This is a genomic window from Advenella kashmirensis WT001 (assembly GCF_000219915.2).
In the GTDB taxonomy this organism is placed as follows: domain Bacteria; phylum Pseudomonadota; class Gammaproteobacteria; order Burkholderiales; family Burkholderiaceae_B; genus Advenella; species Advenella kashmirensis.
In genome coordinates, this window is sequence record NC_017964.1 from 1,992,673 (window position 1) to 2,015,315 (window position 22,643).

Annotated in this window: 10 protein-coding genes and 7 pseudogenes; 11 read left to right on the forward strand and 6 right to left on the reverse strand. The window is 54.8% G+C overall.

The features are described 5' to 3' along the window. Positions 1-13 precede the first annotated feature (13 nt). Both TKWG_RS09320 and TKWG_RS09325 read right to left on the reverse strand, forming a co-directional pair. Positions 14-618, reverse strand: a pseudogene (locus TKWG_RS09320) (response regulator transcription factor). Then, positions 615-2,369: a PAS domain-containing sensor histidine kinase gene (locus TKWG_RS09325; RefSeq protein WP_041710047.1), complete on the reverse strand. Its 1,755-nt coding sequence runs from the start codon at positions 2,367-2,369 to the stop codon at positions 615-617. The pseudogene TKWG_RS09320 and the gene TKWG_RS09325 overlap by 4 nt, the downstream one beginning before the upstream one ends. Positions 2,370-2,660: 291 nt before the next feature. Between TKWG_RS09325 and aceE the strand changes: the two are divergent. The 9 genes and pseudogenes from aceE to TKWG_RS09375 all read left to right on the forward strand — a co-directional run bounded on the left by aceE (position 2,661) and on the right by TKWG_RS09375 (position 15,575). Next, positions 2,661-5,362 (forward strand): annotated as a pseudogene (gene aceE / locus TKWG_RS09330) (pyruvate dehydrogenase (acetyl-transferring), homodimeric type). An 11-nt stretch (positions 5,363-5,373) separates the two neighbouring features. Continuing rightward, positions 5,374-7,138, forward strand: a pseudogene (gene aceF, locus TKWG_RS09340) (dihydrolipoyllysine-residue acetyltransferase). A 9-nt stretch (positions 7,139-7,147) separates the two neighbouring features. Further along, positions 7,148-9,027 (forward strand): annotated as a pseudogene (gene lpdA / locus TKWG_RS09345) (dihydrolipoyl dehydrogenase). Positions 9,028-9,233: 206 nt separating this feature from the next. Next, on the forward strand, positions 9,234-10,541 hold the full coding sequence (folC, locus tag TKWG_RS09350) for a bifunctional tetrahydrofolate synthase/dihydrofolate synthase (RefSeq protein ID WP_407636918.1): 1,308 nt from the start codon (positions 9,234-9,236) through the stop codon (positions 10,539-10,541). Between the two features lie 32 nt (positions 10,542-10,573). Further along, the gene (locus TKWG_RS21435; protein WP_014750599.1) at positions 10,574-11,530 is read left to right on the forward strand and encodes an SPOR domain-containing protein; all 957 of its coding nucleotides are present in this window, start codon (positions 10,574-10,576) and stop codon (positions 11,528-11,530) included. A 15-nt stretch (positions 11,531-11,545) separates the two neighbouring features. Beyond that, positions 11,546-11,971, forward strand: a complete 426-nt coding sequence (locus tag TKWG_RS09360; RefSeq protein WP_407636903.1) for a CvpA family protein — start codon at positions 11,546-11,548, stop codon at positions 11,969-11,971. Between the two features lie 109 nt (positions 11,972-12,080). After that, on the forward strand, positions 12,081-13,598 hold the full coding sequence (gene purF / locus TKWG_RS09365) for an amidophosphoribosyltransferase (RefSeq protein WP_014750601.1): 1,518 nt from the start codon (positions 12,081-12,083) through the stop codon (positions 13,596-13,598). Positions 13,599-13,901: 303 nt separating this feature from the next. Continuing rightward, entirely contained in the window at positions 13,902-14,357 is a 456-nt protein-coding gene (locus TKWG_RS09370) for a MarR family winged helix-turn-helix transcriptional regulator (protein ID WP_050981712.1), read from the forward strand. After that, positions 14,350-15,575 (forward strand): annotated as a pseudogene (locus TKWG_RS09375) (multidrug effflux MFS transporter). Before TKWG_RS09370 ends, TKWG_RS09375 begins: the two are co-directional and overlap by 8 nt. Before the next feature lie 36 nt (positions 15,576-15,611). Here TKWG_RS09375 and TKWG_RS09380 read toward each other — a convergent pair. The 4 genes and pseudogenes from TKWG_RS09380 to map all read right to left on the reverse strand — a co-directional run bounded on the left by TKWG_RS09380 (position 15,612) and on the right by map (position 20,258). Next, a pseudogene (locus tag TKWG_RS09380) lies at positions 15,612-16,099 on the reverse strand (disulfide bond formation protein B). After that, complete coding sequence (locus TKWG_RS09385; RefSeq protein WP_014750606.1) at positions 16,096-16,809, reverse strand: MarC family protein; 714 nt, start codon at positions 16,807-16,809, stop codon at positions 16,096-16,098. Before TKWG_RS09385 ends, TKWG_RS09380 begins: the two are co-directional and overlap by 4 nt. A gap of 6 nt (positions 16,810-16,815) precedes the next feature. Then, positions 16,816-19,417 (reverse strand): annotated as a pseudogene (locus TKWG_RS09390) ([protein-PII] uridylyltransferase). Positions 19,418-19,454: 37 nt separating this feature from the next. Further along, the gene (gene map / locus TKWG_RS09395) at positions 19,455-20,258 is read right to left on the reverse strand and encodes a type I methionyl aminopeptidase (protein ID WP_014750609.1); all 804 of its coding nucleotides are present in this window, start codon (positions 20,256-20,258) and stop codon (positions 19,455-19,457) included. Positions 20,259-20,741: 483 nt separating this feature from the next. Here map and rpsB point away from each other — a divergent pair, with 483 nt between their 5' ends. Together rpsB and tsf are read left to right on the forward strand one after the other, a co-directional pair. Next, on the forward strand, positions 20,742-21,491 hold the full coding sequence (gene rpsB / locus TKWG_RS09400; RefSeq protein WP_014750610.1) for a 30S ribosomal protein S2: 750 nt from the start codon (positions 20,742-20,744) through the stop codon (positions 21,489-21,491). A 193-nt stretch (positions 21,492-21,684) separates the two neighbouring features. After that, positions 21,685-22,560 (forward strand): translation elongation factor Ts, encoded by an 876-nt coding sequence (gene tsf / locus TKWG_RS09405; protein WP_014750611.1) that lies wholly within the window; start codon positions 21,685-21,687, stop codon positions 22,558-22,560. Positions 22,561-22,643: the final 83 nt, after the last annotated feature.

Below are 22,643 nucleotides of genomic sequence, written 5' to 3' on the forward strand. Positions count from 1 at the left end.
TGTTTGTGTAGTCCTACTTTACCAAAGCCACTTTCATCAAGTCGGCCACCGTGGTCACTTCCAGTTTTTCCATAATATTGGCGCGATGCGCTTCGACGGTTTTGATGCTGATATTCAAATCGTCGGCAATTTGTTTGTTCAGCCTGCCGGCCACAATGCGTTCAAGCACCTGTTGTTCACGGGCCGTCAGCGACCAACCAGCTCTTCGTGGTTTTTGCGCGCCTGTTGCTCGGAGGCGTTACTGACGGCCTGTTCCAGCATGCGTGCGATGATTTCGCGAAGATCCGCTTCGTTAAATGGTTTTTCCAGAAAGTCGACGGCACCTTTTTTCATGGTGGACACTGCCATGGGTACATCGCCATGGCCGGTAATGAACACCACTGGAATTGTCGCCTTGCGGGCTACCAGGGTTTCCTGCAACTCCAGGCCGGACATGCCCGGCATACGCACATCGGCAATTAACACGCTAATGATATTCGGATTATAGTTTTCGAGGAATTTTTCCGCGCTATCGAAGGCCACGACCTGATAGCCGTTAGCCTCAAGGAGCCAGCGCAACGAATCGCGCACCGCTTCGTCATCATCTACGATATATACAATGCTGCTTGGGTTATTCATACGGTTAATTCCTCTTTGATAGGTGTGTCATTGGGCTCTTGTGGAGCACAGGGCAGGGTGAAATGAAACAGGGTGCCTCCGTCGGGATTGGCCTGTGCCCAGAGTCTGCCGTGGTGTGATTCGATAATGGTGCGACATATATTCAGGCCCATACCCAGTCCTTCGGATTTGGTACTGAAAAAAGGTTCGAACAGGCGTTCGGGCTCTTGTATGCCATGGCCTCTATCGGTCACGATAAATTCGACCAGCTGGTTCTGCTGTTTGATTTCTACGGTCAGCAGATCGTGCTCGGAATGGTTCATCGCTTCCAGGCCGTTCTTGACCAGATTCAGCAGTACCTGTTCGATCAGAATCGGGTCTGCCAATACATGGGGGATATGATCGGGAATAATCGCCTCTATACGAATCTGCCGCTTGCGGGCGTCAATTTCGGCGAAGTCCAGCGCATGCTCGACAATCTCTTCAACCGGCACGCGCTGGCGGCGCGGTTCACTGCGTTTGACGAATTCGCGGATGCGACTGACGATTTTGCCGGCGCGTTCGGCCTGGTTCGCAGCCTTTTCCAACGCGGAAAGCAATGTTTCGTTGGTAGCGCGTCCAGATTTGAGCATGGCCACAGCGGCCATATTGTAATTGGCAATGGCAGTAAGCGGCTGGTTCAGTTCGTGCGCAAGCGATGAGGCCATTTCCCCCATGGTGGTCAGGCGGCTGGTGAGCTGGATTTTCTCCTGCTGGTTGCGCGACTCTTCTTCGTGCTTGCGCCTCTCGGTAATGTCGCGCGCTACCTGCAGACGAACGCGCCGCCCATCGGTCCAGACCAGCATGCGATGCTGCACTTCAAACCAGCTGTTGACACTGGGCGCATACTGTTCGATGGAGTCTTCGGTAAAACGGCCGCGTCGGCCAGCCAGCAGTTCGGCATGTCCCTGGGGCTGGGAGCCGAAAAGGCGGCGATAGGTGCGGTTGGCGAACAGCAATTCGCGCCCGTTCACGGTGTCTGCAACCACAGAGATGGCGTCGTCCAGCCCTTCAAGAACCGTCATGAAACGCTCGTGTGCTGCGGCCAGGGCTTCGCGCACACGCTTGGGTTCGGTAATGTCGGTCATGGAGGTCATCCAGCCGATCTGCTCGCCATTGGGGTCGCGCAGGGCTGATACATACATGCGCGAAGTAAAGCGCGAGCCATCGCGCCGCTGCGCTTCCACTTCCAGGCCGGTGCTGGGCGTTTTGCCGGACATCAGGATATCGAGGGTGCGCTGGTGTTCGTCGTAGCGGCCGGGCACCCAATAGGGAAAGGGGGTGCTTTTGCCCAGCAGGTCGGCCTCGTTCCATCCCATCATGCGGCAAAAGGCCGGGTTAACGTAGGCAATACGACCCTGCATGTCCAGTACGCGCATGCCGGTTGACATGGAGTTTTCCATGGCGCGGCGAAAACTGGTTTCAGCTTGCAGGGCAGCTTCGGCATGTGAGCGAAAACGCGTATAGCGCCATAACGCAAGCAGGCTGATAATGATGATCAGGGAGAGGGCGATGACGAAAAAAAGCAGCCGTTGCTGCCTGGTTTCTTCATCCATGGTAATGAACATGACGCTTTGGCTGTGCAGTCGCTGCAGCCAGAAAAAACCGGCCATAACCAGCAGGTACAGTACCAGAACAAAAACGGGGGTGATCCAGTACAGGCCGCGTTTTCTGAATTTTGCACTATCGTAAAAAGACGAGGTAAGCAAAGATTTGCTTGGTAATTCGGGCATGCTCATAATCACAATTCGTAACCTGGACATTTTAAAGGAGTTAAATGCAAATTCACAGCAACTGCGCAAATTTTGTCATTTAGTCATGTTGCGCTGCAATGTAAATTTCACATTATAAAATTCAATATCATTATATAAAATATTTCTTGTCAGAGGCGGCCTGCTCTTTTAGAATGGGCAGCAGTCAGGTGTACAAATCCGCAAACCGGGTTGCCCTGCGCACCGAAAATGGTATGGTTACACAACACGATAGTGCCGTGGCCAGCATAAAAAATCGATATGGAGAACTGAATGTCTACATCAGATAAACCTCAGACAGGCAAGTCCACAGATGTGGATAGCGTAGAAACCCAGGAATGGCTCGATTCACTGGAAGCGGTGCTGGACAGAGAGGGCCTGAACGCGCGCACTTTCTGCTCGAGCAACTGACAGATCTGGCCCGCAGGTCGGGCTCCAATATCCCGTATTCCCCCCATACTGCCTATGTAAACACCATACCACCCGGACTGGAACCGCGACATCCTGGCAATATGGCCATGGAAGAGCGCATTCGCTCTTATGTGCGCTGGAATGCCATGGCGATGGTGGTCAAGGCCAATAAACACAATCCTGAGGATGGCGGTGATCTGGGCGGCCATATCGCCTCCTTTGCCTCACTGGCCACGATGATCGGTTGCGGCCAGAACCATTTCTGGCACGCTGCGACTGAAGACCATGGCGGCGATCTGGTGTATTTCCAGGGTCATTCTTCGCCCGGCGTGTACGGACGCGCCTATCTTGAAGGGCGCCTGTCTGAAGACCAGCTGGACAATTTCCGCCAGGAAGTGGGCGGCAAGGGTTTGCCGTCCTATCCGCACCCCAAGCTCATGCCGGAATTCTGGCAGTTCCCAACTGTATCAATGGGCCTGGGCCCATTGATGGCTATTTACCAAGCCCGTTTTCTGAAGTACTTGCATGCCCGCGGCATCGCCGACACGAGCAAGCGCAAGGTCTGGGTCTTCTGCGGCGATGGCGAAATGGACGAACCCGAATCCCTGGGTGCGATCAGCCTGGCTGCGCGTGAAAAACTCGACAACCTGATTTTTGTGATCAACTGCAACCTGCAGCGCCTTGACGGGCCAGTGCGCGGCAACGGCAAGATCATTCAGGAACTGGAAGGCGAATTTCGTGGCAGTGGCTGGAATGTAATCAAGCTCATCTGGGGCGGATACTGGGATCCTCTGTTGGCACGTGACAAAGAAGGTATTTTGCGCAAGGTCATGCAGGAAACCGTTGACGGCGAGTATCAGGCCTGCAAGGCCAATGATGGCGCCTACGTTCGTGAACACTTCTTCGGCAAGGATCCACGTCTGCTGGAAATGGTCAGCCGCATGAGCGACGAGGAAATCTGGCGTCTGAACCGTGGCGGCCACGATCCCTACAAGGTCTATGCTGCATTTGATGCCGCACAGAACTCAGTCGGCCAGCCTACCGTCATTCTGGCCAAAACCATCAAAGGTTATGGCCTGGGCGCAATCGCGCAGGGTCAGAACCCGGCCCACCAGCAAAAGAAACTGGACATCAATTCGCTCAAGGGCTTCCGTGACCGCTTCAATATTCCGGTAACCGACGAACAGCTCGAGAACCTGCCGTATTACAAGCCGTCTGAAGATTCGCCTGAAATGAAGTACCTGCGCCAGCAGCGCGAGAAATTGGGCGGTTACTATCCAAGCCGCCGTCCCCAGGCGGAGGAAAAGCTCAAAGTACCGGCACTGGATGTCTTCAAGGCTGTGCTTGAGCCGACCAGCGAAGGCCGCGAAATTTCAACAACACAGGCGTTTGTGCGCTTTCTGAATCAACTGCTGCGCGACAAGCAGTTGGGTGAGCGGGTTGTGCCGATTCTGGCCGACGAATCACGCACCTTTGGTATGGAAGGGTTGTTCCGCCAAATCGGTATTTATGCGCCGGAAGGGCAGAAGTACACGCCCGTGGATAAAAACCAGGTGATGTACTACAAGGAATCGGCTGACGGCCAGTTGCTGCAGGAAGGGATTAACGAGGCAGGGGCATTTGCTTCATGGATTGCCGCCGCAACGTCCTATTCGACCAACAACCGCATCATGATTCCGTTCTTCATCTACTACTCGATGTTCGGATTCCAGCGGGTTGGTGATCTGGCCTGGGCTGCCGGCGATATGCAGGCCCGCGGCTTCCTGCTTGGTGGAACGGCCGGTCGCACCACGCTCAACGGCGAAGGTTTGCAGCATGAAGATGGCCATAGCCACATTCTTTCCTCAACCATTCCAAACTGCGTCAGCTACGACCCGACGTTTTCGCACGAAGTGGCCGTGATCATGCAGCATGGTCTGAAGCGCATGGTGGAAAATCAGGAAAACGTGTATTACTACATCACGCTGATGAACGAAAACTATGCTCAGCCTGGCCTCAAAGAGGGCGATGCGGATGGCATTATCAAGGGTATGTACAAGCTGCAGTCAACAAGTGGCGGCAAGCATCATGTGCAGTTGATGGGATCTGGCACCATTTTGCGCGAAGTCATGAAAGCCCAGGAACTGCTCAAGCAGGATTGGGACATTTCTTCGGATGTGTGGAGCGTGACCAGTTTCACTGAGTTGCGCCGCGAAGGTCTGGACGTGGACCGTCACAATCTGCTGAACCCCGATGGCAAACCGCAAGTGCCTTACATTACCAAGCAGTTGGAAACTTCAGAAGGTCCGATCATTGCGTCGACCGACTATATGAAACTGTTTGCAGACCAGGTACGGGACTTTATGCCCAAAGGGCGCACGTACCGCGTGCTGGGCACCGACGGGTTCGGCCGTTCCGACTTCCGTTACAAACTGCGTGAGCACTTTGAAGTAGATCGTCATTTCGTTGTTCTGGCTGCGCTCAAGGCGCTGGCCGACGACGGTGCGATCGACAAATCAAAAGTGAGCGAAGCCATTCAGAAATATGGCATTGACACCAACAAAGCCAATCCTCACCACGCATAAGGCAGATCATTATGAGCAATGTAATCGAAATTAAGGTTCCGGACATTGGTGATTTCAGTGAGGTGGAAGTCATTGAGTTGCTGGTGGCGCCGGGCGATACCATCAAGGAAGAGCAAAGCCTGATCACTGTTGAGTCGGATAAGGCATCCATGGAAATTCCTTCGTCTGCAGCAGGCGTAGTCAAGGACATCAACGTCAAAGTTGGTGACAAGGTTGCTGAAGGCAAGGTCATTCTGACGCTGGAGGCGGCGCAGGACTCTGGGTCGGACAAAGAAGCCCCTAAGGCGAAAGCCAGGACAAGGGCCGAGCAAGTGCTGCGGCGGATGATTCTGCCGACGAATCTCAGGAGCGCACGCCCGGTGCCGATAATCCCGAGCAGCCGCCAGGCAAGGACGAGCCAGCGAAGCAGGAAGGCCAGGAGCAGCAAGCAGGTGGTGGCACGGTCGAGGTAACGGTTCCCGATATTGGTGATTTCTCTGAAGTCGAAGTCATTGAAGTGCTGGTTGCGCCAGGCGATAAAGTTACGCAGGAACAAAGTCTGATCACCGTGGAATCGGACAAGGCCTCGATGGAAATTCCGTCGTCCGACGAGGGCGAAGTTGAAGCGGTCCTGGTTAAGGTCGGCGACAAAGTGGCCAAAGGCACTGCCATTGTCAAGCTCAAGTCTGGCGGTGGTTCGGCCAAAGCGGCTGCTGCGCCTGCTGAGACAAAGAGCAAGCCGGCCGATAGCAATGCTGACAAGGCTCAGGGCGAGCCGGCTGCGGCCGCCAAGGCGCCAGCGCCACAGGCGAGCGGCGCCGCACAGCAACGCGTTTCACCTACTGCTGCGTTTGGTTCTGCCGTGTCTGCCCGCAGTTTGCCGCATGCTTCGCCATCGGTTCGGAAATTTGCCCGCGAACTGGGTGTAGACCTGACCCAGATCACCGGTTCCGGAGAAAAGCAACGTATTACACAGGACGATGTTCGCAAATTCGTCAAGGCCGCGCTTTCCGTGGCCACGAGTACGTCCTCTACGACAACCCGTTCGCAAGTGGGTGGTGGCGGCCTGAGCGTTCTGGACTGGCCGAATATCGACTTCTCTAAATTCGGACCGATAGAAAGCAAGCCTTTGTCGCGCATCAAGAAAATTTCTGGCGCCAACCTGCATCGCAACTGGGTCATGATTCCCCATGTGACAAATAACGAGCAGGCCGATATTACCGAACTGGAAGCCTTCCGGGTTGCCATGAACAAGGAATATGAAAAGGCCGGCGTCAAGTTCACCATGCTGGCGTTCCTGATCAAGGCGGTGGTTTCTGCACTGCAGAAATTTCCGGAATTTAACGCCTCGCTCAGCGGCGATAATCTGGTGCTCAAGCAGTACTATCATGTCGGATTTGCGGCCGATACGCCTAACGGTCTGGTCGTACCGGTGATTCGTGATGCCGACAAAAAAGCGGTTAGTCAGATTGCCAAGGAAATGACCGAGCTGGCCAAACTGGCACGGGATGGCAAACTGTCGCCAGCCCAAATGCAGGGCGGGTGTTTTTCCATCAGTTCGCTCGGCGGCATTGGCGGAACAAGCTTTACGCCTATTATCAATGCGCCTGAGGTGGCTATTCTGGCGTCTCCAAGTCTTCCATGCAGCCGGTATGGAACGGTAAGGAATTTGCGCCGCGCCTGATGCTGCCCCTGTCGCTTTCCTATGACCATCGTGTGATCGACGGTGCCGCTGCAGCGCGCTTTAACGCGTATCTGGCAGCAGTCCTGGCGGATTTCCGCCGTGTCCTGATCTAACGGGAGATATTGATGAGTCAAGTAGAAATCAAGGTGCCCAATATCGGTGACTTCGACGCGGTGGAAGTGATCGAAGTGCTGGTTGCCGAAGGCGATACGGTCAAGGAAGAACAGAGTCTGATTACCGTTGAGTCGGACAAGGCGTCCATGGAAATCCCGTCTTCGGCTGCCGGAAAAGTGGTGTCGCTATCGGTCAAAGTGGGTGACAAGGTTGCCGAGGGCGACGTTATTCTGATGCTGGAAGCTGCAGCAGCGGGCGCTCAGGCCGCTGCCAGCGACAAGCCGGCGGCCCAGGCTTCTGCAAACAGTGATGCGGCTGTGGCTCCGAAAGCGGCTGGCGCCGCTGACGAAGGCAAAACCCGGGAAAGCGAGGGTGGTTCGTCAGGCAAGCAGCCAGCACAGAGCACGGATGACAATAAATCCGCAGACGTTGCCGCCAGCACTGAGGTTAAGTACGCTCCGCCAGCGTCGGCCCCTGCAGACGGTTGCGACGTGCTGGTGCTGGGCGCCGGGCCCGGCGGTTATTCTGCTGCATTTCGTGCAGCCGATCTGGGTCTAAGCGTGGTGCTGGTCGAACGTTACGCCACACTGGGTGGTGTCTGCCTTAACGTTGGGTGTATCCCGTCCAAAGCGCTGCTGCACAGCGTAGCCGTACTGGAAGAGGCGAAACACCTGTCCCAGAACGGCATCACCTTTGGTGAGCCGACGATCGATCTGGACAAGCTGCGTGCCAGCAAAGACAAAGTCGTTTCCACACTTACCGGCGGCCTGACCGGCATGGCCAAGGCGCGCAAAGTCAAGGTAATTCACGGCCTGGGTCAGTTTGCTGACGCACACCATCTGACCGTCAAGAAAGATGACGGATCAAGCGAAACAGTGGCTTTCAAGCATGCCATTATTGCAGCCGGCAGCCAGTCGGTGAAACTGCCGTTTCTGCCGGAAGACGAACGGATTGTCGATTCTACCGGTGCCTTGAAACTGAAAAGCATCCCGGAAAAAATGCTGATCATAGGCGGAGGTATTATTGGCCTGGAAATGGGTACGGTCTATTCCGCACTTGGCGCGCGCCTGGATGTTGTTGAGATGCTCGATGGTCTGATGCAAGGCGCAGACCGTGATCTGGTCAAGGTCTGGCAAAAGAAAAACGAAGATCGTTTCGATAATATCATGGTCAAGACCAAAACGGTTTCTGCCCAAGCCAAGCCGGACGGCATCTGGGTCACGTTCGAGGGTGAAGCGGCGCCAGCCGAACCCCAAAGATATGACTTGGTTTTGCAGGCGGTGGGGCGTTCACCCAACGGCGCAAAAATCGAGGCAGACAAGGCCGGGGTTCAGGTGTCTGAACGCGGGTTCATCGAAGTGGATGAACAGATGCGTACCAACGTCCCGCATATTTTTGCTATTGGCGATATCGTGGGGCAACCCATGCTGGCGCACAAGGCTGTGCACGAGGCGCATGTGCTGCGGAAGTCATCGCAGGGCACAAGAGCTATTTTGATGTTCGTGTTATTCCTTCGGTTGCCTATACCGATCCTGAAGTGGCCTGGGCAGGGCTAACAGAGGAAGAAGCCAAAAAGCAGGGCATCAAGTATGAAAAGGGCGTATTTCCCTGGGCGGCATCGGGCCGAGCCATTGCCAATGGTCGCTCCGAAGGGTTTACCAAGCTGCTGTTTGATGCCCAGACGCATCGGATCATTGGCGGCAGCATCGTGGGCACGCACGCTGGCGATCTGATTTCCGAAGTGGCGCTTGCGGTGGAGATGGGTGCCGACTCTGTTGATATCGGCAAGACCATTCATCCTCATCCAACGCTTGGTGAATCGGTGGGCATGGCCGCAGAGGTCGCGCATGGTACATGTACCGATCTGCCTCCGGTCAAACGCAAGTAGATCGGTTGTTTTGCGCTCAGCGCTGACGGCAATCGCGCTTATCTTGCAGTTGCCGTCGCGACAGAATGCTGTGGTTTCATCCGGCTTTCTGCGATCTACGCAGCGGGCAGGCAAGTAAAGAACACTCTTATTTCCGGCTAATACCGAAAATAGGGGTGTTTTTCATTTTGATGACTTAAAATTCTGCTTTCGGGTATTTCATTTTTATTATGTCTGCCGTTCCTACTAGTAAGCACTCGCTGGCCGATTGGCTGGCCTATCTTGAATCCCTGCACCCCAAGACGATCGAACTCGGTCTGGACCGCGTCAGAACGGTAGCCCAGCGCCTGCAGGCCTGTGAGGGCGGCGGCGTCAAAATTATTGTGGGCGGTACCAACGGCAAAGGCTCCACCTGCGCCATGCTCGAGGCTATTTATCTGGCCGCAGGATACAAGACCGGACTGTATACCTCTCCGCATCTGATCGATTTCAATGAACGCATTCGTCTGCGGGGTGAACTGGCCACAGACGAGCAAATTGTCGAACAGCTGGCGCAAATCGAAACGGCGCGCGGCGAAATATCGCTCACATACTTCGAATACACAACACTGGCTGCGCTGTTGCTGTTCAAGCAACATCAAACCGATGTGGCCATTCTGGAAGTCGGCCTGGGCGGGCGACTGGATGCGGTCAATATTGTGGATGCAGACTGCTCCATCGTTACCAGCGTTGATGTTGACCATATTGAATGGCTTGGCGATACCCGGGAAAAAATCGGTTGGGAAAAGGCGCATATTTTCCGCAAGGGAAAACCGGCAATTTGCAGCGACCCGCAGCCGCCGCAGTCAGTGCTGGACTACGCGCGTGAGATTGAAGCGGATCTGTGGCTATTCGGGCACGATTTCAACTATTCGGCCGACAAGCAGCAGTGGGCTTTTGCCGGACGCAATCAGCGGCGCAATGCATTGGCGTATCCGGCCTTGCGCGGCGCCAACCAGTTGCTCAACGCGTCGGCTGCCCTGGCGGCTATCGAATCATTGCGGGAACGGCTTGCCGTTCCACAACAGTCTGTGCGCCAGGGCCTGATCCAGGCCGTGCTCCCCGGGCGCTTTCAGATTATTCCCGGGCAACCTACCGTCGTACTCGATGTGGCGCACAACCCGCATGCAGCGGCAGTGCTTGCCCATAATCTGGATAGCATGGCCTATTTTCCCTATACCCATGCGGTAGTCGGTATGGTCAATGACAAGGATTGCGACGAGGTCATCAGAAAATTCGGCCGCAAGGTTGATCACTGGTATTGTGCCAGTCTTGATGGCGAGCGTAGTCGCAGTGGCCAGGACATCGCCGAAAGAGTGCGCAAGCAGTTGCCGGCGGATGCCGAAGGGTTACCAACCGTAACGGTTTTTGATTCTCCGGCCGCCGCCTATGATTCTGCACGTTCAAAGGCCTCCGACAATGATAGAATAGTCGTGTTTGGCTCGTTTTTAACCGTAGCCGCAGTTTTACAGCATTTAGGGCGTCCAGCCGTCTGAAGCTTATCTTTATAAATAGTCGGGAATAAGTTATGGGTTTATTCAATTCACAAGATAATAATCGGCCGGGACAACGCCGTACCCAGTCTGAGCAGAACCAGGCCAATGATCTGCGGGTCAAGGCCAGAAACCGGCTGATCGGCGCGATTATTCTTGTTCTGGCGGCGATCATTATCGTGCCTATGGTGCTCGATACCGGCGGCACGGACAGTACGCCGACGCCCGCGCAGAAACCACCCTTGGTATCGGGTGGCGGCAGTGACAGCAATTCCCTGTCCGTGACGACTACGCCGGGCGTTGAGTCCAGCGGCCCAAGTTCCACATCGCAGCAGGCCACCGTTGATGGTAGTGTCTCGCAAACGCCACCGGTGACAGGATCGGTCGCTGCCGGCACTGCTGAGCCACCGCAGGAGCCAGGAATAACACCGGAAACCCAGGAACCGGGATTGACAGGACTGACAGAAGCCATTGATCCGAACCGATCCATCGCATCAGGCACGGCAAACCAGCCAGTGCCCCCCGAGGATCAGGCTGAGCAGGCAAAGCAGGAAGCCGCTGCCCAGGCTAAAGCCCAGGCCGACGCTAAAAAGGCAGCCGAACGTAAGAAGGCCGCAGCCAGCAAAGCTGCCGAGCAGCCCAAAAAACCCGGCGTAATCAGGGATAGCAGCCGCACTGATGATGGTTCCCGTGCGCTGGCCATTCTGGAAGGCCGCGAACCGGCACCCGCAGAAAAAAGTAAACCCAAGGTAACTTCGGGAGACTATTCTCTGCAGATCGCTTCCTATGGCTCTTCGGACGATGCGCAAAGTCGTCGCAGCAAACTGGCTGCCGAGGGCGTATCCAATGTGTATGTCCAGAATTCTGTCGTAAACGGCAAGCAGATTTATCGTTTGCGGGTAGGCCCGTTCAAATCACGTGAGGCTGCACAGGCAGCGCAAACCCGCCTGCGTTCACTGGGTTATGACAACGGTTTCATTTCGTCGAATTGATATCCATGCACTGAAGTGACCGAATTTGATTACACCTGCCTCGGGATTATCACCATCTCGGGGCTCCTTGGATTAATGAGAGGGTTTCTCAAAGAAGCCTTCTCATTAATTGCTTATGCCGCTGCATTTATTGGCGCAATCTGGTGGGGCCCGGTGGTATATCCCTGGGTGATGCAATACATCAACAACGCGTTGATCAGCATGGGCATTGGGTACGCGGTGGTGTTCATCGCCATTTTACTGGTTGTCGGTCTGGTCAACGTAACGCTGGCAACATTGATTGAAGCCACGGGGCTGGGGCCGGCCGACCAGGGGCTCGGTATTTTGTTCGGCATTGCCCGTGGCGTCATGATTATCCTGATCCTGGTTGTGCTTGCCGGTTATACGCCGTTCCCCAAGGAGCCTGGTGGGTCAATGCCAGGTTTTCCCCCATGGCAATGATGGCGGTGCATGAAATCAAGTTGCGCCTGCCCGATAGCATCGGTTCATATTTACCTTATTAGTTTCATCTTTTCGTTTTCTCTCTCGTATTTTTCAGGATAGGCTTTTTATGTGCGGAATTATCGGTATCGTCGGGCGCGGTCCAGTGAATCAACTGGTATACGACAGTCTGCTGTTACTGCAACATCGTGGACAGGACGCAGCCGGCATTGCGACTGCCTACGGCAACCACTTCAACATGTACAAGGCCCATGGCCTGGTGCGCGACGTATTTCGCACTCGTAATATGCGCGATCTGCCCGGCCATTCCGGTATCGGGCAGGTACGTTATCCCACTGCCGGTTCCAGCGATTCTCTGGAAGAGGCGCAGCCATTTTATGTCAATGCGCCCTTTGGCATTACGTTTGCGCACAATGGTAATCTGACCAACTGGCGTGAGCTGCGCGAGTCGCTGTTCAAGGTAGATCAGCGCCATATCAACACAAACTCGGATTCTGAAGTCCTGCTCAATGTGCTGGCGCATGAACTGCAGTCTGCGGCCAAGGGCAGTAGTCTGGATCCTGCCGCCATGTTCAACGCTGTCGCGGCATTGCATCGGCGGGTCAAGGGTGCATACTCGGTAGTTGCGCAAATTGCCGGATATGGCCTGCTGGCGTTCCGCGATCCTTTCGGCATCCGGCCACTTTGCCTGGGCAAGTTTGAATCGGAGCTGGGCGCGGAGTGGATGGTGGCTTCTGAATCGGTTGCGCTGGAGGGTAGTGGGTTTGATTTCGTCCGCGACATCGACGCAGGCGAAGCGGTGTTCATTGATCTGGATGGTAATGTGCACGAGCAGCAATGCGCCGACAATCCGGTGCTCACGCCTTGCATTTTCGAATATGTTTATTTTGCCCGTCCCGACTCCACTATTAATGGCGTGAATGTTTACAATGCGCGCCTGAAGATGGGTGAGTACCTGGCCGACAAAGTTGCCAGGCAGTTGCGCTTGCGGGAAATAGATGTTGTGATGCCGATTCCCGATTCGTCCCGGCCGGCCGCCATGCAACTAGCCTCCAAGCTCAAGCTTGAGTATCGTGAGGGGTTCATCAAGAACCGGTATGTCGGTCGCACCTTTATTATGCCTGGGCAGGCGGTGCGCAAAAAATCGGTCCGCCAGAAGCTGAACGCCATGAGCGTTGAGTTCAAGGACAAAAATGTGCTGCTGGTGGATGACTCCATTGTGCGTGGCACGACCAGTCGCGAGATTGTCGATATGGCAAGGGCAGCAGGCGCCAGAAAGGTGTTTTTCGCATCCGCCGCGCCGCCTGTCTGTTTTCCCAATGTCTACGGTATTGACATGCCAACCCAGGATGATCTGATCGCTAACGGCAGAACGCCTGAAGAGGTCGCTGCCGAGATCGGGGCAGACGGCCTGGTTTATCAGGACCTGGCGGATCTGAAAGCGGCCATTTCGGATTTGAATCCGGCGCTCACGCAATTTGAAGCCTCCTGCTTTGACGGTCAGTACATCACGGGTGATGTTGATAGCGCTTACCTGGAAAGGCTGCGCCTGACCAGGCATCAGGTCAAGGAAGGTCAGGCGGTGGGCGGCCTGCAATTTAATATGGGTTACGCAGCCAACGTGTAATCGTTGCGTGCACCTTGGTCCCTGCCTGCACAAACGGGCAGGGACGCTATTCATATATCGTAGGGCTTGTGGGGATACCGGGCACTACGCATCTGGTCAACAAGCGACGTTATCGGCATAGCAAAAGGATGCCGTCCCCCCACCGTTGCAGACCACAGATATTATTCCAAAGCACTCTTTCATATGCTGCGGCGGCTCAGTTCGTTGCTGTTGGGCATTTTTAGGAATATAATTGACATATCATCTATTGGTAAGTCATTTATGTCTCTTTCAAATACAAGCGCAAAACCGGATTTCAGACGGGTGCTTCTGTCTATCTCAGGACAAATCAATCGTCAGTGGCGCAAGGCGCTGGATCGTCGCTTGCAGCCTTTGGGGCTGACCGAAGCAACCTGGTTGCCGTTGCTGTACATTGCAAGGGCGACAGAGCCATTGCGTCAAAAGGATCTGGCCGCGCTGATGGGGCTGGACAGCTCGTCAGTGGTGCGTCTGCTCGATGGCCTGCAAACTGCGGGTTATATCCAGCGTCTGGAAGGCACGGATCGGCGTGAAAAAATCATCCATCTGACCGATGCTGGCCGGCAAACGGTATCCAGCGTCGAGCGGGTAGTGCACGAGGGCCGGCGTCGCCTGTTTCGGGACATTGACGTCGCAGATCTGGAAATAACCCGATCGGTATTGCAACAGCTTCTGGTCACGCTGGAATCGCTGGACGGTGCACTCTGGTCCGATGAGGACGACGCTGATTCTCATGGCTGAAAAAAACGTCATACGCGCGCCATTGTGGCTGCTGGTGCTGATAACCTTGAGTGGTACGCTGGCCATGCATATGTTTGTGCCGGCCATGCCGGATGCGGCAGCCGATCTTGGTGCCAGCATGAGCGCCATGCAAATGACGATCAGCTTGTATATTCTCGGCCTGGCTTTCGGCCAGTTGGTCTATGGTCCGCTATCGGACGGATTTGGTCGTCGCCCGTTGCTGCTTGCCGGCTTGTCGATCTATGTGCTGGCCGGCGCGGCAGCTGCCTTCTCGCAAAGCGAATCTACGCTGGTACTGGCGCGGTTGTTTCAGGCGTTGGGCGGATGCGCCGGCCTGGCGCTGGGACGGGCCATCGTGCGTGATACGGCGACAGGAGACAGTGCGGTCAAGGATCAGGCGCTGCTCAATCTGATCATGATGGCCGGGCCCGGCCTGGCCCCTTTGTTCGGGTCGTTTCTTACCTTTCATTTCGGATGGCGGGCAGTTTTTTATGCGCTCGTTTTGCTGGGTGTATTTACCTTTCTTTCCACCTGGCGATTGTTGCCGGAAACCGGCACGCCAACCGGCAAAGTGCGGCCGGCCGCTCTGGCCGCAGACTACAAAGCACTGCTGCGTTCTCCTTCGTTTCTGGCTTATGCATTTGGCGGGGGTTGCGCCACAACGGCTATTTATTCCTTTATTGCAGCCGCGCCCTTCATAGTCACCAGCGATCTGCATCGATCTGTGCAGGAAGTAGGTATCTATCTGGCTCTGTTGATCGTTGGGCTATCGCTAGGCAATGCCGCAACGCGGCAGCTGATCGGTCGCTATTCGCTGGAGCGACTGCTAATTGGCGGCAATGCGCTCAGTGTCGTGGCGGCCCTGCTGCTGCTTGCCTTAACCCTGGCCGATATGCTGCATATCGCGAGCGTGACCACGCTCATGTTCGTATTTGCCATCGGCGCCGGTATTGCAAGCCCGGCCGCCCTCACCAAGGGCTGAGTGTTGATCGCCATCTGATAGGCTCAGCTGCAGGTCTGTATGGTTTTACGCAAATGTTGGTGGGAGCTATCTGTACATCACTGGTCGGACTTGGCGATGATCCCGCCCTGACGGCGTTTACAGTGCTCGCCTGTGCCGCTATTCTGGGTCAGGCCGGATTATGGTTCGGCATGAAACAGGATCGGCGCCTGGCGCATAATGTGTTGGCTTCGGATGCGCCTACCGGACATCACTAAAGCTGTATCTGATCCATTTGTGTCCGGCCGGCGCTGTTATGCAAGGCGGGAAGCGTGCTGCGTTTTCCCGAACAAAGCGTAACCACTCAATAGCAGTAATACGATAAACAACAGTAGCGCCCACAGGACGTACTCAACCCCGAATACGGTCACCTTGCATCCATGCAGGTGGCATAAATGCCGAAAAGCCAGGGCGCCAGGCCATCAAGTCCGGTCGTTCTGGACATGAAAATATCGGCAAATGTGCGATCGCAAGAGACCATTTCTGATGCTACCGTATGCTGATACCACGCCGCCACGATGCCGGCGATCGACAGCGCGAACGATAGCAGTGCCGCCACACGCGTGACTGCCCCAGGAACCAGGTTGCCCAGAAGGCAAACGGCAGCGATGACCAATAGAATGAGCCGCTGTAACACACACCACGCGCAAGGCGGCATATTGAAAACATGCTGGCTGACGAGCGCAACAGCTAATGCAAGCAGGCAGAGCAGGGCAATAAGATTCAGGCGAGACTGGGTCATAGAGAAGTTCTGGAGTAGGTTGAATAAATATCGGCAAACAGGCGCATGATCAACTCGTGCGCGCCGTCCCACATAATCTGGACGCCGATGCACAGCAGAATGAAAGCGGACAGTCGCATGAAGACGGCCGTCCCTGAAGCGCCCAGGCGGGCAAGAAAGCGCGCGGCAAAACGCAGGCAGAAAAACAGGATAGCGCTAACGCTGATCACGGCCAGGATCATGGCACTCACACTCATGACACCCGCGCCTGCGCTGATAAAATCAAACGAAGCCCCTACGGTAATGGCCGCAGAAATACTGCCTGGCCCGCAGGCGATCGGGAAGGTGAGGGGGTAAAAAGCGCTGGACTTTACTTTTTCCTGTGAATAGTTTTCCACCAGCTTTTCATGGGCATCGGTATCCGGATCTTTGGCATTGACCAGTTGCCAGGCACTGGCCACAACCAGCAGGCCGCCACCGACACGGACAATGGGCAGCGAGAGACCGAAAAAACTCAATACCATATTGCCGAACAGCGCAGCAAGCGTGAGCATCACAAAAACGTTGACTGAAATGCGTTTGGCCAGTTGCCTGCGGGTTGAGGCGCTGGCCCCTTCGGTCATGGTCAGGAAGATAGGCGCAACTGCCGGCGGGTTTACGATGGGCAGCAGCGTGGCAAGTACAAACAAAAAGCTGCGGCTGAAAATCAGGATATATTCATTGATGCTCATTGTTGTCTATTTCTGCGCAGTCAGGTTGTTGATGGCGGTCAGTAAATCACGTTTGAACTGCATCTGGGTGCGGGGGTTATCCAGGGCGCTGCCACCAAGAATGAAAATATCCTCGACGCGATCGCCCAGCGTCATGACCTTGGCCATTTGCAGGTTAATCTGATGTCGCTTGAAGGTGTTGGCAAGCGCATAAAGAATACCAGGGCTGTCCATCGCTGTAATTGACAATCGCCAATATTGACTGTTTTCATCAGGTAAAAGTTCAATCAGGGGTACCAGCGGAAATGTGCGCGAGCGGCGAATATTGGCGCCCACGACATAGCGGTTGCTTTTCAGGGTCAGAGGTTCGTTCTGGGTCGGTAGCGGTTCATTCAGCCGATTACGCAAGCCATGCTCGATCAGCGGCACGTTGGAACGGATGTCTGCATCAATGGCTGCGCTGTCCACCACGAAACTGTCCAGCGCGTAGCCCTGGCGCGTCGTGTGAATGCGGGCGTCCAGAATATCAATGCGCTGTTCGTAGAAGTAGGAACAGATTTGCTCAAACAGATCGGGGCGATCGGGTGTGTACACCATCACCTGAATGCCTTCGTTGTTTTCGGTAGGGCGCGCACGGACCTCAGCTCCAACCTGCGGCAGCATGCGGTACAGAAGCCGGGTATGCCAGGCAATATCTCTGGCTTCATGCCGTAAAAAATAGGCCACATCCAGGGTATTCCAGAAGCGATCCCGGTCCTCGTCGCTGATGCCCGAAAAACGCACAAGCGCGATCGCGTCGTTCTTGCGCTGCGTCAGTACCGATTGCCGGTCAAATACATTGCTTCCCAGGGCCGTTAACGTGTAATGGTACAGGTCTTCAAGCAGTTTGCCTTTCCATGCGTTCCACACTTTGGGGCTGGTGCCGCGAATATCGGCGACCGTCAGCAAATAAAGAGCGGTCAGGCGGCGTTCCGTGCCAACAATATCGGCAAATTCCTGTATGACCGAGGGCTCGGACAGATCCCGTTTCTGGGCAAACGCAGACATGGTCAGGTGGTGCTCTACCAGAAACTCCACCAGCGCACGATCCTGCGGATCCAGATTATGATCGCGGGCGAATTTACGTACTTCCAATGCGCCCAGCGTCGAGTGATTGCCGCCACGTCCTTTGGCGATGTCATGGAACAGGGCGGCCACGTACAGCAGCCAGTGCTGGTCCATGTCGGCTATCAGCCGGCTGGCCAGAGGATACTCCTGCGCATGTTCAGGCATGGTAAAGCGACGGATATTGCGGATCACCATCAGCGTGTGCTGATCTACGGTGTAGACGTGAAACAGGTCGTGCTGCATTTGTCCCACGATTTTCCGAAACACCGGAATGTACTGAGGCAAAATGCTGAGCATGGTCATTCGCCTGAAGCTGTGCACAATACCGGTGGGCTGTTGCAGTATCTGCAGAAACAGCCATTTGTTAACCGGGTTGCGGCGAAACTGCGCGTCAATCCGATGACGTGAGCTCCAGATTTGTCGTTGCAGTTTGGCCGACATGTCATTGACTTCTGGATGTTGCTGCAATACCAGAAAGGCTTTAAGAAGCAACTGCGGCTTTCGCTCGAAGGCATCGTCTGCGACAAGATCAAGCTGCTGGCCGACACGGCAGAAATCTTCATCGATCATGACGCTGCAATCTTTGACCGGGAAAAAGTACTCCCGGAAGCTTTGCATCATGATGTGGTTCATCAGATAGACGATTCGGGCCGCCCAGTAATAGCGCTGCATGAGGATTTCGCCCGGGCGCGCGTATCGGTGGCCTTGATGCGGTACACCTCGGCCAACAGCGGCTGGTTGTGGAACATCAGGCGATCGTCACGTTTTCCCGCAAGAAGATGCAGGTCTATGCGCAGGCGCTTGAAAGCCTGTTCGGCCTTGGCGCATTTGGCGGCTTCGTCGCGCGTCATCATGCCGTGTGCGACCAGATCGCGCCAACTGCCGGACAGCCCTGCCGCAAGACTGATCCAGCGGATCATTTGCAGGTCGCGCAAAGCCCCTGGGGACTCCTTGCAATTGGGTTCAAGCGAATAGGGTGTGTCACTGTGACGTGCATATCGCTGCTGTAACTCGAGCTGCTTGGCCAGAAAGAAATCCTGGGGATTCAATTGTTCGCGAAACCGCGTCTGCAGCGTGGATACAAGCTTGCGATTGCCCAGAATGAAACGCAACTCAAGCAAGCCGGTTTCAATCGTGATGTCGGCGGCGCTCTCGCTCAGGCATTCGTCAATGGTCCGCACGCTATGGCCGATATCCAGGCCCAGGTCCCATAAGGACGATACGAATTGCTCCAGAAGTACTTTGTCGCCATCCTCGGGCGCTCGCTGCAAAAGAATAAGCAGGTCAATATCCGAATAGGGAAACAGTTCGCCGCGGCATATCCTCCGATGGCGCACAGGCTGGCGCCGGCCGGCAAGGGAAAGCTGGCTGCCATCTCCTTCATGGCCTGGTCGGTGTGTTTTCTGAGCGCCACCAGCAATGAGTCTGGACGCGAGCGGTGCTGGCGGTAATTGTCCAGGGCCTGCGTTTTCAGCGCCTGCAAACGGTTGCGGATCGCGATAGCCGGGCTCACAATGTTCATGAATGTCCTTCGGGCCTCATGGCGGGCAGACTGGCAGTCAGGGCAGGCTCTTGACGAAAGCGGGCGGGGCGGGCATGCCCGGCGAGCGTGTCAATACATCGTAGCCGTTCTCGGTCACGATCAGTGTATGCTCCCACTGGGCAGACAGGCTGTGGTCGCGGGTGACGACCGTCCACTGGTCGGCCAATACCTTCGTTTCCCGGCGGCCGGCGTTGATCATGGGTTCGATCGTGAAGACCATGCCCTGTTTCAGGGTAAGGCCTTCGCCGGGTTTGCCATAGTGGAGCACTTGTGGGTCTTCATGAAAGCGCTGGCCGATACCATGACCGCAATATTCCCGAACAACGGAAAAACCGTTGCTTTCAGCGTGTTTTTGAATCGCGTGACCGATATCGCCCAGGGTTGCGCCAGGACGCACCTGTTCTATACCAAGCCACATGCATTCATAGGTAATGTCGGTCAGGCGCCGGGCCAGAATGGACGGGGCACCCACGTAGAACATGCGGCTGGTATCGCCGAACCATCCATCCTTGATAATGGTGACATCAATATTGAGCACATCGCCCGACTTGAGCTTTTTGTCCCCCGGGATGCCATGACAAATGACATGATTGACCGAAGTGCACACTGCGCCGGTAAAGGGGGGGTAGCCTGGCGGTTGATAGCCGATAGTGGCCGATTCGACACCCAGCTCTGTCATGAAGTCGTGACAGATTTGGTTAATTTGACCGGTGGTGATGCCCGGTTTAATCTGCGGAGCGATATGATCAAGGACCCGGGCGGCGTCTTCGCAGGCTGCCCGCATGGCATTGATGTCCTGCTGATTTGTGAGTGTGGCCATAACTGCTTGAGTAAATGAGTGAAATAATAGTAGAATTATAGGCTTTCCCGGATTTGTTTGGCGAATCTTTGGTAAAAGCCGCCGGATCTGGCTACCGGATCTGATGGTTGGCTGGTGGCTCAGAGGTACTCGGGAGTGGCTGAAAGTAGTAGCTCAGGGTAAGTAGCTCATGATAGTAGCTCATGGGCACCCTTAGTGGTACAGGAGTTGCTCGTTGGGACTGCTGGAAGGCTGCCAGGCGTTATTGCATAGTGTACAGGGCAATAGCCCTGATTCGCAAAATCGGCCACCGGGCTGGGTAACCTCAGACCCTCACTACCAATGGTAGGTTAAGGCAGGCGATGGGAAAGAAGTGCTGAAAAAAATGTCAGCAAAGTTTGTTTTTTATTTTAATAGCGCGCCGTTTTTCCTAGGGTGTTGATTATATACAACAAAATCAATATCAAGACGGTGCTGGAACTTAACCCTTTGGAGTTATAAATCATGTCATTAATGCGTGAAATGCTGGAAGCTGGTGTGCACTTTGGCCACCAAACCCGTTACTGGAATCCTAAAATGTCTCAGTACATTTTCGGCCACCGTAACAAAATCCATATTATCAATCTGGAAAAAACCGTTGCCAACTTTCTGGAAGCCCAGAAATTTGCACGCCAAATTGCCTCACGTGGCGGCAACATCCTGCTCGTGGGAACAAAACGCGCTGCCCGTGAAATTATTGCCGAAGAAGCGGCACGCTGCGGTATGCCTTTTGTAGACAGCCGCTGGCTGGGTGGCATGATGACCAATTTCAAAACGGTCAAAACGTCCATCAAGCGTCTCAAGGACATGGAAGCCGCTGTTGCCGATGGCAGCAAAGAGCGCATGAGCAAGAAAGAAGGCCTCATGTTCGACCGCGAAATGGACAAGCTGAACAAATCCATCGGCGGCATCAAGGATATGAACACCTTGCCTGACGCGCTGTTTGTAATCGACGTTGGCTATCACAAAATCGCCATTCAGGAAGCCCGCACACTGGGTATTCCCGTTATCGCCGTGGTCGATACCAACCACTCTCCGGATGGTGTTGAGTACGTTATCCCAGGTAACGATGACTCTGCCAAAGCGATCGCGCTGTACGCAAAAGGCATTGCGGACGCAGTTCTGGAAGGCCGCGAGCAGAACCTGAACGGCGTGGTTGAAACCATTGTCGAAGGTGAAGAAGAGTTCGTCGAAGAAGTACCGGAAAACAACTAAGTTTTACTGCAGCACAATGCGCCCGTAGCTCACGGGCGCATTCGTCAAATTCGTCAATACCTGCAGCGTGGTTTGCCGCTATCATGTCATCCGCGCCTGCTATTGTCACCGTTTCGAGTGGCACGGGCCTGTTCCGGGTCGCTTCTCTTTCCTGCCATCGCAGGATCGTTTAATAAATTTAACTGGAGTTATCATGGCTGTGATTACCGCCTCAATGGTCAAAGAGTTACGGGAAAAAACCGACGCCCCCATGATGGAATGCAAAAAAGCCCTCTCCGAAGCAGAGGGCGATATGGCACGTGCAGAAGAAATTCTGCGTGTCAAATTGGGTAGCAAAGCCAGCAAAGCCGCTACGCGCGTGACTGCTGAAGGCCTCATCGGCCTGTATATTGCCCAGGACGCAAAAACCGGCGCCGTTGTTGAAGTCAATTGCGAAACAGACTTTGTTGCCAAAAATGAAGATTTCATCAATTTTGTCAATAGCGTTGCTCAACTGATTGCTGAAAAGAACCCTGCCGATGTTGCGGCCCTGGCCGACTTGCCAATGGGCGAGGGTACGGTTGAAACCACGCGCGCTGCGCTGGTCGGCAAAGTTGGTGAAAATATGGCCATTCGCCGCTTCACCCGTTTCGAGACCGAAGACCAACTGGCCAGCTATGTTCACGGCGGCCGTATCGGCGTTCTGGTTGACTATAAGGGTGATGCCGAAGTGGGTAAAGACCTGGCCATGCACGTTGCTGCGACCAAGCCTAAAGCGCTGGATGCATGCGGTGTTGCTCAGGCTGATATCGATGCCGAGCGTTCTGTTGCTGAGCAGAAAGCAGCTGAATCAGGCAAGCCTGCCGAGATCGTTGCCAAAATGGTCGAAGGTTCTGTCGCTAAATTCCTCAAGGAAGTGACATTGATGAACCAGCCTTTCGTTAAAAATGACAAGCAAAGCGTTGAGCAAATGCTCAAAGAGAAAAAGAGCGGCATCAATCGCTTCTCTCTGTTTGTTGTTGGCGAGGGCATTGAGAAGAAAACGACTGACTTTGCGGCAGAAGTAGCCGCTGCCGCTGCCGGTAACTAACTTCTCATTATTGCGGTTGCGTGTTGCGGCTGGGCCGCTGGCGTCACCGTTTATAAAACAGTCGTCCAATACAGACCACCTGA